The sequence below is a fragment of the Bacillus sp. DWP3-1 genome (genome assembly GCF_049896565.1).
GTDB lineage: Bacteria > Bacillota > Bacilli > Bacillales > Bacillaceae > Bacillus.
Genome location: NZ_JAFCUN010000001.1, coordinates 450,618 through 463,007, shown reverse-complemented (window position 1 = coordinate 463,007; position 12,390 = coordinate 450,618). Strand labels below are relative to the sequence as shown.

General features: G+C 37.7%; 13 protein-coding genes. 4 read left to right on the top strand and 9 right to left on the bottom strand.

Features of this window, described 5'->3' with window-relative positions; translation table 11 throughout:
- Positions 1-28 precede the first annotated feature (28 nt).
- On the top strand, positions 29-724 hold the full coding sequence (locus ACP7A0_RS02325) for a YoaK family protein (RefSeq protein WP_106030930.1): 696 nt from the start codon (positions 29-31) through the stop codon (positions 722-724).
- A 27-nt stretch (positions 725-751) separates the two neighbouring features.
- Here ACP7A0_RS02325 and ACP7A0_RS02320 read toward each other — a convergent pair whose 3' ends face one another.
- Both ACP7A0_RS02320 and ACP7A0_RS02315 read right to left on the bottom strand, forming a co-directional pair.
- Positions 752-988 (bottom strand): hypothetical protein, encoded by a 237-nt coding sequence (locus ACP7A0_RS02320; protein ID WP_060596409.1) that lies wholly within the window; start codon positions 986-988, stop codon positions 752-754.
- Between the two features lie 461 nt (positions 989-1,449).
- Entirely contained in the window at positions 1,450-2,562 is a 1,113-nt protein-coding gene (locus ACP7A0_RS02315; protein ID WP_426004111.1) for a tetratricopeptide repeat protein, read from the bottom strand.
- Positions 2,563-3,321: 759 nt separating this feature from the next.
- On the opposite strand from ACP7A0_RS02315, the gene ACP7A0_RS02310 reads away from it, so the two are divergent.
- Positions 3,322-3,567 (top strand): hypothetical protein, encoded by a 246-nt coding sequence (locus ACP7A0_RS02310; RefSeq protein ID WP_034660753.1) that lies wholly within the window; start codon positions 3,322-3,324, stop codon positions 3,565-3,567.
- 508 nt (positions 3,568-4,075) lie between these two features.
- Positions 4,076-4,447, top strand: a complete 372-nt coding sequence (locus ACP7A0_RS02305) for an iron chaperone (RefSeq protein WP_034660752.1) — start codon at positions 4,076-4,078, stop codon at positions 4,445-4,447.
- Between the two features lie 52 nt (positions 4,448-4,499).
- Here the strand turns inward: ACP7A0_RS02305 and ACP7A0_RS02300 are convergent, their stop codons facing one another.
- Both ACP7A0_RS02300 and ACP7A0_RS02295 read right to left on the bottom strand, forming a co-directional pair.
- Positions 4,500-5,081 (bottom strand): undecaprenyl-diphosphatase, encoded by a 582-nt coding sequence (locus tag ACP7A0_RS02300; protein WP_066030866.1) that lies wholly within the window; start codon positions 5,079-5,081, stop codon positions 4,500-4,502.
- 141 nt (positions 5,082-5,222) lie between these two features.
- Complete coding sequence (locus ACP7A0_RS02295; RefSeq protein WP_106071501.1) at positions 5,223-5,765, bottom strand: GNAT family N-acetyltransferase; 543 nt, start codon at positions 5,763-5,765, stop codon at positions 5,223-5,225.
- Positions 5,766-5,971: 206 nt separating this feature from the next.
- Between ACP7A0_RS02295 and ACP7A0_RS02290 the strand changes: the two genes are divergently transcribed.
- Complete coding sequence (locus ACP7A0_RS02290; RefSeq protein ID WP_060596379.1) at positions 5,972-6,433, top strand: macro domain-containing protein; 462 nt, start codon at positions 5,972-5,974, stop codon at positions 6,431-6,433.
- 271 nt (positions 6,434-6,704) lie between these two features.
- Here the strand turns inward: ACP7A0_RS02290 and ACP7A0_RS02285 are convergent, their stop codons facing one another.
- The 5 genes from ACP7A0_RS02285 to ACP7A0_RS02265 all read right to left on the bottom strand — a co-directional run bounded on the left by ACP7A0_RS02285 (position 6,705) and on the right by ACP7A0_RS02265 (position 12,345).
- Entirely contained in the window at positions 6,705-7,178 is a 474-nt protein-coding gene (locus ACP7A0_RS02285; RefSeq protein ID WP_426004107.1) for an antitoxin YezG family protein, read from the bottom strand.
- Positions 7,178-9,100, bottom strand: coding sequence for a T7SS effector LXG polymorphic toxin (locus tag ACP7A0_RS02280; RefSeq protein ID WP_426004105.1), 1,923 nt, complete (start codon positions 9,098-9,100; stop codon positions 7,178-7,180). Before ACP7A0_RS02280 ends, ACP7A0_RS02285 begins: the two co-directional genes overlap by 1 nt.
- Before the next feature lie 202 nt (positions 9,101-9,302).
- On the bottom strand, positions 9,303-10,451 hold the full coding sequence (locus ACP7A0_RS02275; RefSeq protein WP_375567682.1) for an MFS transporter: 1,149 nt from the start codon (positions 10,449-10,451) through the stop codon (positions 9,303-9,305).
- A 363-nt stretch (positions 10,452-10,814) separates the two neighbouring features.
- Positions 10,815-11,093: an ArsR/SmtB family transcription factor gene (locus ACP7A0_RS02270; RefSeq protein WP_189293827.1), complete on the bottom strand. Its 279-nt coding sequence runs from the start codon at positions 11,091-11,093 to the stop codon at positions 10,815-10,817.
- A 70-nt stretch (positions 11,094-11,163) separates the two neighbouring features.
- Positions 11,164-12,345: a CynX/NimT family MFS transporter gene (locus ACP7A0_RS02265; RefSeq protein WP_106047828.1), complete on the bottom strand. Its 1,182-nt coding sequence runs from the start codon at positions 12,343-12,345 to the stop codon at positions 11,164-11,166.
- Positions 12,346-12,390: the final 45 nt, after the last annotated feature.

The window sequence follows — 12,390 nt, the reverse complement described above, 5'->3', positions numbered from 1 at the left end:
CACTTATTCATTAGAGAGTAAGAAAGGGATGACCATTTTGACCGCACATTCATTTCGAAATATAGCACTAATCTTCTTGTGCCTTTCCGCAGGAATTGTGGATGTGATTGGCTATTTGAGCCTAGGGCATGTGTTTACAGCCAATATGACAGGTAATATTGTGCTGCTTGGCATTGCAGCAGGAAGCTCCTTGCAGCTAACAGCCCTTCATTCCATCACTGCACTGAGTGGATTCGTTCTAGGGGTTTTACTTGCTGTTGTGATAGGCGGAAAGCATGAGAAAACATTTTGGCCAAAAGCCGTTACACGTATCTTTATCATAGAAGTCATGATACTACTTCTATTTGCTCTCATGACCATATTCCCTTATACACAAGGTGCTTATTTTATGCTGATTATCCTTTTAAGTATGGCCATGGGTCTCCAGACAGCGGCCGCCCGCAAATTAAATGTGGCTGGCATTTCCACAACGGTTCTAACGAGTACACTCGCTAACCTATTTGAAGATTTGGCTCAGCGCATTTCACACCGGGAAAAAAGAAAAGCTCCTATTCAGCATGTCAGTTTCATGCGAATAGGCTCTATTGTCTTTTACTGCCTAGGTGCCGCTTTAGCGGCATACACAGATGCGTACGATCCGTTTATCATCATTTGGCTGCCTATCTCAATCCTTGGGGTGATTGTGATCACTGCTGCATTGAAGCATTTTCACCAATTGAAATAGCCAATCGTTAGATGGCTATTTCAACGTTCACTCATAACTTCTCACATAAAAACCAGGAGGACGCCCCATAATGAACGTGGAGCCATACGGATATCCAGAAAATGTCCCGAATCCCCCGTATCCAGGGAAGCCGCCTAAACCAGAAAACACACCAGGGCTCACATAATATCCGCCAAAGCCGATATGAGAACCAACCGATCCGATATGTGCTCCCCCACCGCTAAAACCGCCTCCATGAAAACCTCCATAAACTCGTGGATACATACAATCACCTGCTTTCGTCTAACAACTCATCACATCATATGCATGACAAATGGAGCGGTGTTCCGACTTTTTCTTTTACTTCTATGTACAATAGACCAATTTGATAAAATGTGAATGAAAAGTCCTGCAAAAAATTAAATTAAGCAAAGAAAGGTGACCTTTTTAACTTGTTGCGCTGCCCTATGTTTATTTAGAATAATGGGGCAGGTAACAAATTTGCACACCCCCTTTGTTGCGAATTCTTCTTATTAAACGTTCTTGTAGCGTTTAATAAGAAGAGCCTATTAACAACATACAAAAAACCCTTGCTGACGATGATCAACAAGGGCGAGAGATAAATGGTGGATTAACCACCAATGATTTTTTCTGCTACTTCGAAAGAACCCGCAACGTTTTGAGTCAGAACTGACGCAGCGATCGCTAAACCTACAACGAATAATACTTTTAAACCTGTTTTCATCTTAAATCAACCCCATTCTTTTCATATGTAAATCCGCTTCTAAACTTTTGTTCAAGTAAAAAACAGACTGCTCATAAAGTGCTTGCTTTTCACAATACTTAGCAGCAAAATGTGAAAGCTCTTTTACTTCATGATATTCATTCTTCTCTTCTAACTTTCTTAATTTCTCATCAATTTGCTGAAATCTTTGTGGTGCATTCGTTAAGTAAAGGTCATGGACGATGCCTATTTTCAGCTGAAACACTTCATGAGAAGCATCTTTTATTCTGGCATACGCAGCCTCTATATATTGGCTTGCACGCTGCTTTTCACCAATCACACAGAGTTCCCGGCTGATCAGATACGTAGAATGGAAAAAGAAATCCGACTCATAATATTCTTGATGGGACAGTGCTTTTTCAAGATGACGTATTGATTCTTTCGGTTTGTTCCAAAATGAATATAAAATGGCTACATTGTGATGGAGCTGAGCCAGCATAAAGTCATCCTGCTCGCTTGTCAAAACCTCTTCCGCCAGACGATAATTTTCAAGCGCCTCTTCATACCGGCCGATCTCTGTTTGATTCGCCGCAATGAGAGAGTATGAAAGTGCCGTTCTTCTTTCATAATGCTTGTGCCGTTTATAGACGTGAAGTGCTCTGCGGATATAGCTTAATGAGAGCATGATATGACTAAGCCGGTAGTAAAGCCAGGCCACCTTAAAATCGAAATCAGCACGTTCGATCTCACTTGGAATTTTATCTAAGAGCTTTTCAGCACTTTGATACATTTGCAATGCAACCTCGTAATTTCCTTGATGCTGCTCATACACACCCTCATAAAAATCAAAATAGTAGGCAAGTCGGTTAGACAAGTCATCCTCTTTTTTTCCGTGATGAGCTTCTATACTTCTCGTTGAAACACTGCCCTTTTGCCCTCTTAAATTGTACATGAGAATGTGATGCCTCTTCTCAAGAAGAGAATAGTACATAAGGATGTCCGCATCGTCAATTTCCTCTACCGCTTGTTTCGCTTTAGCAAATAACCGTTCTGCCTCATCTGCATGATCTTTTTTGATTTCCATGTTCCAGTCATTTAATAATGATGCCAATTCCGCAACAGGAATCTTGCTCATTCTACACCCCCAATCACTTTCAGCTGCATCACATGATTTCACTAAATATGGAACTTCTATTAGCAATTGCTAATTAGTCCATTTGAGATCATTTTAATATGAATCACTTGAATCTTCAATAACCGTTTCCATTGAAAATGCGTTTCTTTCTTCTAGTCAATGATGTTTGCGTAAATATTTCACCTTTTTTCGGTTTTAAAGTACCCAATCATCTCGTGATGAAATGAAAAAAGCCCTTTTTTGGGGCTTTTTGTCCTTGAACGCTTGTGAGTAACGCCTTCATTTTTGTTTGATAGTTTATCTCTTTCAGTTTACTCATCAACAGGTTTGTCACCTTCTATCAGCCCAATTCAATGCTGTATACAAATCCATATGGTCTTTTATCATATGTGCCTTTGACTATTTTGTGCGATTCGCGTAAAGATCTGCGGCAGAAAGAGAACCCATGGAACTAATCGCAAAATTTACCGAACGAAAAGTCTCTTTTAAAAGCTATTCAATTAATCTATCGCATAATACGATATTACGTCATGCTCCGCAAAAAACGACGCCAGTTATACGCAAATAAAAAAACAAATCAATACACCTTTTAAAGTGTTAAAAGGTTTATTCATACATTGTGAAAATTATCACCTTATATAAATAGGTAAATTTAAGGTATTTTTACAAAATTCGACACAAAATGCTTTTTCTCTTTGATACTATTGAATTAACCTATTTACAAATAATAGGTTAATTCAAATTAAGGAGTTGTTTTGTTTGAAAAAATCAACATTAAAAAAAGCTGTATTATCTATCGCCTTTTCTGCAACAATGTTATTTTCTATGAATACTGCAAGTGCTGCTCCGTTAGAGTGGGTCAGAGATGCTTATCCTGATCAGTGGGATTACGTATTAATTAAACAAAATGGGGTAAGTTACACTCAAGTTTGGACAAGTAGTAACAGTTATTTCCTTGTAAAATGCGAAGTATTATCTAACGGAAAATGCTTTGTTTCAAAATAAAAATATTTACAAAACGACTTCCAATTTTGGGGTCGTTTTTTACTTCAAAGTCAAACTCCTCTAAACGGGTGCTTTAAATTAAACCTCATTGAGAGCATAATCCAGATCTAGGAAAGTCTTTGCTTTTAAACGTGTATACAATCTTTCACTCATACCGATTTCATTATATACCTTGTAATAGTTAATTTTGGAGCATATTTTGGTTTAATCTCCCTAATCTCTTTATACATAGGTTTTTCTTTACAATAACCCTATTAGCATTTTACTATATATAATAAGATCAATAACTTCCGCGCCTCAGCAGCTCTAGAAGGCTAGAGCACTGTAAAACGAATTATAGCTGGCGAGCCGCAAGGTAAGGGTTCAGAAGCATCGAAAAGCACACTAGCTGCGACAGGTGAAATTCCGTAGAGCGGCGTGTTGCCCCTAACCTATGCTTACGAAAGGAGTGCGGGTTCGAATCCCGTCTGAGACGTATGAGGTCGATGGAATTGGAGGATAAAACATCATGCATGTGTTTGAAGAATATGTAAGCAATATCGGTAATCCAAAGCTGAAGCAGCGCACACAAGACATTTTACAATGGATTTTAGACACATTCCCTCAATTAGAGCCAAGAATTGCTTGGAATCAGCCCATGTTCACAGACCACGGCACATTTATTATTGGGTTTAGCGTAGCAAAACATCACATTTCTGTCGCACCAGAAGGTAAAGGAATCGATCACTTTTCAGCTGACATTGTACAAGCGGGTTACGATCATGGAAAAAAGATGTTTCGCATGAAGGAAAGCTTGCCAGTTGATTATCCTCTCCTAAAAAAAATCATCGAATTTAATATCGAAGACAAAGCGGATTGTTCAACGTTTTGGCGAAAATAAAAAGCACCCCGATCTGAGCCATTAACAGATCGGGGTATTTTGCTGCAACATGTTATTTTGTTCTCTTCCTTACAACTTTCTGCTCAAGCCACTCATAACATGACAAAATGGTATTAACGCTCCTTTGGCATATCGGCAAATATACAACAGCGACCGCTGTTAAACACGCTATGACAGCACCTGCTAAGACATCAAATGGATAATGGACACCTACCCAAATCCTTGAAAAACCAACGGCGCACGCAATGATCAGCCAATAAACATGGCGTTTGTGAAAAAGCCAAAAGATCAGACAAACAGAAAAAATAAAGATGGTATGATCACTCGGAAAAGAGTTATTTACTTCCTTTTGAATCAAAAGATTGACATGACTCATTTCGGCAAAGGGCTGCTGGTTGGAATAAAAAATTCCTGCAATTTTGCCAATTAACTCTGCCAATATGAAAGTAAATCCGGCAGATACGACCACCCGCCTATTGGTTCTGCTCCGATTTTGAAACCATATGAACAGACACATGAGCGCTGCTAACAGCACTGTATATTCAGCTAGTCCAATGAATAACGGATTCAAGTAACCATGATCGATACTGAGCTGATTCACCCACCTAAATAAATCTTCATTATATCCCTGCATCTCATTTCATCCCTTTTTCCTCGATTTATGACAAGGATAATTGAAATGAGATGACCGCTCCATCGATCGAACGAACAAACCATGGAATCATATGACATGTTTGTCACTTTGCTGTCACCTGCACATCATTCACTGAGTGCTCTATAGAGAGTGATGCTGCTCCCATTCCTTTTTTAGCAAAGCATATTGATACGTGTTTTCATATTTAGGGGTGCCGTCCTCATAAGTAGTAAATGAAATAAACTCAAGAAAAAGGCCTTCTTTCCGCATGCCTAATCGCTCACATAATGCCTGTGAACGGACATTATCATCTTCTACATAGGCATAAAGCCGCCTTGCTCCCTTTTCTACAAATAAATAGGTCAAGAATGCTTCAGCACTCTCACGTGCATACCCCTTTCCTTCATATGCTGCATTGAAATTCCAGCCGATTGAATACGTATCAGGCTCCTCTTTTAAATGAAACAACTCACCGATAATTTGTTGACTTTCTTTTAAACAAACCGCTACATATGAATGATCTTCTTTTCTCTTTTGCACTTTAGCCACAGCTTCTTCTAATGAAAAAATTCGATCACTAAGAAAACAATTTACTCTTGGATTAGACAAGTACTCCAGCATCCCTGCCGCATCTTCATCACAAAACGGTCTAAGAATTAAACGATTCGTTTCTAATTGATTCATAAATGACTCCTCTTTGCATCATTTCGTGTTTTCTAGTCTCTCCATATTTTAGATGACATGCACCAGCTTTGACAATCAAGTTGTTGTGAAGTGTCTTCAAATAAACGAAACTCATAAAAAGCATTTTTGCTATTAAATAATTTGATCAAAACTGATAAAATAGAACATAAGTTTCTATTTATTTTATTAAAAAGGGGTTACTTGATATGATCAAAACAGTGGATGGTAACATTTTAGAGGCAAGTGAAGACATCATCTGTCACCAGGTGAACTGTAAAGGGGTCATGGGCGCTGGATTAGCCAAACAAATCAAAAGCAAATACCCCAATGTATACAAAGAGTATAAACAATTATGTACAGAACAAGGAGATGACTTGTTAAGCTCCGTTCAACTCATCACAACTAATGACGGAAAAACAATTGCCAACTTATTTGCTCAAACTGGATACGGAAGAAAAAGAATGCAAACTGATTACGACGCCCTACGCAGCTGCTTACAAAGCCTAAAAGACACAGTAACCCATTCACATGAAGAGAAAAACCGAACTTCCATCGCCATTCCTTACGGGATAGGCTGCGGACTGGCGGGCGGCGATTGGACGATTGTGGAAGACATGATTGAAGAGGTATTGGGTGATTGTGAAGTGACGGTTTATTGGTTTCGATAAAGTGAAAAGAAAGATTTAATTAGAAAAGAATATTGTGTTTTTCGATATTTTTGCTTTCGTGAATCGGTTTCTTTGACATGCTAATCAATACACAGTTGATTCCATATGTATTGATTTTTATTTTGTTGCTAAGTGTGTCTGTTTTGTTATTGATTAATAGGGGGCATTATTGAATAAGAGCACCATTTCTGCTTGGAATGATGCTCTCAATATGTTCTCTAGTCTTTATTTCTTTAATCTATCAAAACGAATTTTATAACATCTCTAAAAGTTACTCCAATGTAGAGAAGTATTTTACTAAATGTTTTTTACCAGAATTACTTTTAGGTATAATACCTAGATGATTATATTTCCAAATAGTTTTTCTTTCATGAGGGTTTGTATTCAAAAGGTCATCATAATTAAATTCTATATTAAAATGCCCCGTTTCATCAAATATCATTGTGAAGTTTGTCCAAGGTTCTTGACCATTTTGTTCAAACTCTCTCTTAAGTTCTTGGATACAGTCAACTAATTGATGCCATCTTTCTTTGTATTCATGTTCACTCACTTCAAAAAGTTCAGTGATCTCATGACTATATACCAGTTTACCCTCATTTTCTTTAGATGAAAAATAAAAGTAAACAGTTTGAGAACCTTCAACTACCTCACCATATAAATACACCTTTCCCCATTCAATTGGTATTGTTCCCACTACAACATCAACTATCTCTTTATATAAATGTTCTATTTTTTCTTCATTCATTACTTTTTACCTCCATACACATTGTCGAACCTTTTGATTTCCCATTCATCATCACCGATTTTATATTTAATATCAAAAGTTTCTGGGCGTAGAGAATCCGCTTTATAGTTAGGTGTAATCTTCACTTTAACTTCATCACCATTTTGAAGAGCATCAGCCCAAGTATTTTCAAGCTTTTTCCACTCACCTTTGTTTAAATTCCCATTCATCGGCACAAGATTATCAATATCTCCAGATCCTTTAAAAATTGAAGCAATTAAATGCCCACCATCATCATCTAGTAATCTGTCAGGCTTTCCTGAATTGGATTGAGCGTATTGGTTTCTTTTGATCTCTCCGTATTTTAAATCACTTGCTTCGACTTTGACAATCCTTCCGTAGTGGTCGGTTGTGTAGGTGTACCCTTGCTTTGTTGAATAAACGACATTTGGTTTTAATACTTTTTTACGTTTCCACCTCACATAGTGGTCTCCGTAACTGACAACGGTTGGCGGTGATTTTGGTGCTGGTAATCGTCTGCCTGTCTTAGAGATTCCGTATCCTGAATTGTTGTCTAGACGCTTCGCCATGGAGAGGAGTTTATTTTTGAGATTTTCTCCGTCAAACACGTTATATGGCAACTTCGGGCCACCAGCCATTTGAAACTTTGGTGAATATGGCAATAGGCTAGGTATAGAGACTCTTTCTATTGATTTTGCTCCTTGTTCAAGCCCTTTCTTCACTGTAGTTTTGGCCGCTGTTGTCCCTGTTTTTGTAATGGCTCCTGCCCCTTTAGAGCCAAAGACGATTTCTGCTAAAGAACCAGTCGCATAGGCAAACCAGTGTGACCGAGAATACGCATCACCATCTATGACTTCTTTTTGGAATGAGTCTGAAATTGATTTTCCAATCGCTTTCGATGTTTCGATTGGGTGAGAAACAGCCGTTACGACTGATTCAACGGCACCTCCAGGGTCTGTTACAAGATCGTAGATGCCAACAACTGTATCTTTTGCCACATCATATAGACCAACTGCAGCACCTTTTACACTATCAACAAATACCTCTGATGCTTCTTCCTGCGCTTTGATTTGGAGCAGCTGGCTGTAATACATTTTTTGATCGTAAGAAAGATTTTCATATCCAATTTCGTCTACAATCTCAAAGTATTTCTCTACTGATATACACGAAGGATCATTGAGCTTTTCTTTCAATTCTTTGATTCTTCGTTTCTCTTTTTCTTCTTTTTTCACTTTTAAGTAAGCTTTCACCTGTGCATCAATTTTATCATGATTCTTGTACACATCTGTTTCATGAAATGCTTTTGCATCATAATACATGGGCTGAGCGTTCTTACCTTTTCCTGTAGCAGCCATCATTTTTGTATAAAAAGTTGCAAGATGTTTCTCAATCGCTTCTGATTTTGCGTATTCTGTTTTTAGGGCATGATCTAATGTATGTATAGCCTCAATTGCATCTTTTCTTTTTTTGTTCGCATCATCTAAGTGCTCGTCTACTTTTTTACTGGAAAATGTCTGCAATTCAATCAAATCACTAATATCGTCAAAAATAGCCGTAAGGGCTTCTTTTTGTTCCTTCACCATATCTTTATTGTTCTGAATGCCTTGCTTCAATTGAGCGTCTAAGAAGTGCTCGTCAATAAATGTACTACCGCCTAATGATTCATCATCAAGCTTTCCTTTCACTCCATCTAAAAAAGCCTTTTGCATATCGATAAAATCAAGATAAGTGTCCGTGTATAGTGCAAGATCATTATAAAAAGCTTTGATATTATCTGCACCTTTTCCAGTAAACTCGTCACCTAATCCCGATACACTTTTTAATGCTTTTTTCACAAGTTTCATTTCTTCTTGAAGCTCATGATAGGCCTTTGACCTCTGTTCGACAGCTGATAGTAAAGATGGAGCATCTAATATTTTCATATAAAAAAGACTCCTTTTATGGAATATTCTTTTATTAGAATACCATAAGGAGTCTGACACTTTAATCCACTTTATCGTTTTTTAACCAATTATCCTCCAGAGCTGCCTTTTGATGCGACTGTTTGGACATCATCATGTAGAAGTTGAATCAAACCACTTGATAATAGATTTTTATTTTATACAAAGAGTGCTCTGAGTTTCTTTAGACTGTTTTTCGTTTAGATAGAAAGTTGTCAACAACAGTGACTAAGACAGCAATAGCAAGGGTAAAAGCCCCAATCCAAGGAAGATAATTCAACAAACCATTTTTTACAGCAATACCGCCGATACCAGCTCCACCTGCCATTCCAAGTTGTCCCAAAGCACTGTGTAAACTAAGCACAATACTTGCTGCAGCAGGAGCAAGACTTATTAGCTGAAATTGTATTGGCGAACCGGAAGACCAAGCTGCAAGCGCCCAGAAAATAAGCAATACATAGAAAAGAAAAGCAAATTGACCGATAAATGGGAATAACAATAGTGCAATAGCGTGGAGTACCATTCCTCCAGTTAATGTCCGAAATGCTCCCCACTTATCTGTACTAAAACCTCCTAATTGGGCTCCAATAGCACTAGCAATACCAAATATAAAGAGAGCTGTCGTTACCCCATGGTTACTCATTCCGAAAATGTCTAGGAAATATGGCGAAATGTACGTAAATACAACCGAATATGCACCTAACCATAGAAAAGTGATAAGCAAGTATGCTGCGATACGTGGTTTCATAAAAAATTTAAACTGCTCACGCAAAGGTACGGGTTCTTCAGCGACTGTTTTTGGAATAGCGAACAAAGTTAAGACAGAGAAAAGTAATCCTACTACACCAAGTCCAATGAATATGACATTCCAATCATAATGTGAAGCCACAACTCTACCTATAGGTACACCTGCAACCAAAGCAGAACTTTGTCCCATAATAACTGTAGCAATCGCACCTCCTTGCTTTCCTGGAGCTGCTAAAACTGCTGCAAGGGTTAGAACTGTGACTTGCATAACACCAGCACTAAGGGCAGAGATTATTCTAGCTGCCATTAGCATTTCATATCCTGTAATCATCGCGATAAGAATATTTATGACAGAGAAAACGGTTAAAGCATAGACAAGAAGTTTTTTTCGGTCCATTCGAGCAAACATAGCAATTAGAAAGGGTGTCCCTGCACCAAAAGCTACTGAAAACACAGTGATTAACTGTCCTGCAGATGAAACTGAAATGTGATTGGCCTCAGCAATTTTGTCTAAGATTCCTGCAATCACATATTCTGATGTACCATTAAGAAAACTAATGGCAGCTAATAAATAAATTTTCCACATATTTGACAAAATAATTCACACCTTTTATTTCTATATTTCTAGAACAATAGATTTAAGTTCAAAAACTAACCGCACGTTTAAAAAATTAATGAGAAAGAGCTACTCCTTGCACGTGGGTAGATTGACCTTTATAGTTTTTTATTTAATGTTTTAAAAAAATGACAAACCATGAATTTAAAGCGATTATGATAACGATAGGTGATTGCTTTAGTGAATTTTTCTAAAGTACTAGTAATAGATAGACTTAGAAGTCCCAATAAAAAACCGAAGATAGCATACCAAGCAAATCAGCCATAATCGAGAAAAGTGAAACTATACCTTTTTTGCATATCTCTGTAAGTGCAGAAACACAAAAAAGAGAAATCACGTCATCACATATGGAGCATACTTTCTGATCAACTCACGGTCTAAGATGTAGTATACATATGTGCTCTCTTTATGAGTACTAAGAAGTCCACAATCAGTTAACTGTTTTAAGTGATGTGATAAAGTTGATCCAGCAATTGATTCAAGTCTTATCCCGATATCCGAACAACATAAATTTGCTTCATTAACAAGCAAACGAGTAATTTTTAATCGTGTTGGTTCACCGAGTGCTTTATATATTTTAACCGCTTGCTGTAAATTCGAGTTATTCTCCATTATTATCACCCCCTTTCTGAATAAATACATCATATGAGTACAAGCTAACCTTACAGTTACAAGAATAGATTTATTTCACAGATAACCCCTCTTCTTTAGCATGAGCTGGCTTCGTGATTTTCCATCCCAGTAACATAACAATGAAACCTAAAAGTATAAGAACATATAATGTCGGAACGAAGCTTCCTAGACAATCATGAAGAAAGCCGATTATAAATGGGCCCACTGCACCAATCATATATCCAATTGCTTGAGTCATTGCTGACCAAGTACTTGCTTCCATAGGGGACGATGCCTTATCTATCGGTAATAATAAAGTTAGTGAGACAAGACCACCACTACCAACCCCTAAACATATACTTGCAACAATAGGTGTCACGTTTGTAAAACATAAAAGGGATAAGCCAGTCATTACACTGAGGGTAAAAATTGTAATCCAAAGTCTTCTACTTGGTAGCACCCTCAAGAGACTAGGCAATAAAAGAGTAGCTGGCAACTGTGCAATCATAGCTATTGTACCTACAAGACCACCAAATGCTGACGTCCATCCTTTTTCCTCTATGATGGCTGGCAGCCAAGCTGCAAAACAATAAAACATAAGAGTGACAAGCCCTACAAAAGAGGTTAATAACCACGCCTTTTTATTTTTTAATGGCAAGGAGGCATTTCTCTTTTGTGATGCTGTATGTGTATGAGAATGTTTAATGACCATAAGCCAAAGTGGAACAGCGATTAGAGCAAGAATACTCCAGAATGCTAATCCGTTTTTCCATGAATTATTAAGCCAGTGTTGAAGTGGTGTCGTTAGCCCAATAGAAATGGATGCTCCAACTACCATTGAAGTAGAATATATGCCTATCATGGATGCTGCCTTCTCCGGAAAGTGACTTTTAATGAAACCAGAGAGTAAAGGACTTACAATCCCAATTCCCGCGCCAATGAATAAAGCCGTTATCAATAGATAGACTGACGAATTTGTAAAGACACGCGAAAACGTTACAATACCTATAAAAGCGATAAAGAATGTGATGGTTTTCTCTGATTGATAGCGATTTGCTAGACGCCCAGCGAATAACGAACAAAAACCAAAACATAATAAAGGAATAGATGTAAGTAGACTAGCCGAAGCAGAACTCATACCTAATTCATTTGTTATTCCGTGCAAAACTGGACTAACTGAAGTTATACCAGGCCTAAGATTAAATGCAGCTAATATAAGTGCAAATAGAAATAATCTATTACGATTGATCATATTTGTTACCTCCGATACTTTTCTTGATGTGCAATCCTATTTAAT

Bases quoted from the DNA above. Each gene is read 5' to 3' on its own strand.
- ACP7A0_RS02325 (WP_106030930.1), top strand. From the start codon at position 29: ATGACCATTTTGACCGCACATTCATTTCGAAATATAGCACTAATCTTC.
- ACP7A0_RS02320 (WP_060596409.1), bottom strand. From the start codon at position 988: ATGTATCCACGAGTTTATGGAGGTTTTCATGGAGGCGGTTTTAGCGGT.
- ACP7A0_RS02315 (WP_426004111.1), bottom strand. From the start codon at position 2,562: ATGAGCAAGATTCCTGTTGCGGAATTGGCATCATTATTAAATGACTGG.
- ACP7A0_RS02305 (WP_034660752.1), top strand. From the start codon at position 4,076: ATGCATGTGTTTGAAGAATATGTAAGCAATATCGGTAATCCAAAGCTG.
- ACP7A0_RS02300 (WP_066030866.1), bottom strand. From the start codon at position 5,081: ATGCAGGGATATAATGAAGATTTATTTAGGTGGGTGAATCAGCTCAGT.
- ACP7A0_RS02295 (WP_106071501.1), bottom strand. From the start codon at position 5,765: ATGAATCAATTAGAAACGAATCGTTTAATTCTTAGACCGTTTTGTGAT.
- ACP7A0_RS02290 (WP_060596379.1), top strand. From the start codon at position 5,972: ATGATCAAAACAGTGGATGGTAACATTTTAGAGGCAAGTGAAGACATC.
- ACP7A0_RS02285 (WP_426004107.1), bottom strand. From the start codon at position 7,178: ATGAATGAAGAAAAAATAGAACATTTATATAAAGAGATAGTTGATGTT.
- ACP7A0_RS02280 (WP_426004105.1), bottom strand. From the start codon at position 9,100: ATGAAAATATTAGATGCTCCATCTTTACTATCAGCTGTCGAACAGAGG.
- ACP7A0_RS02275 (WP_375567682.1), bottom strand. From the start codon at position 10,451: ATGTGGAAAATTTATTTATTAGCTGCCATTAGTTTTCTTAATGGTACA.
- ACP7A0_RS02270 (WP_189293827.1), bottom strand. From the start codon at position 11,093: ATGGAGAATAACTCGAATTTACAGCAAGCGGTTAAAATATATAAAGCA.
- ACP7A0_RS02265 (WP_106047828.1), bottom strand. From the start codon at position 12,345: ATGATCAATCGTAATAGATTATTTCTATTTGCACTTATATTAGCTGCA.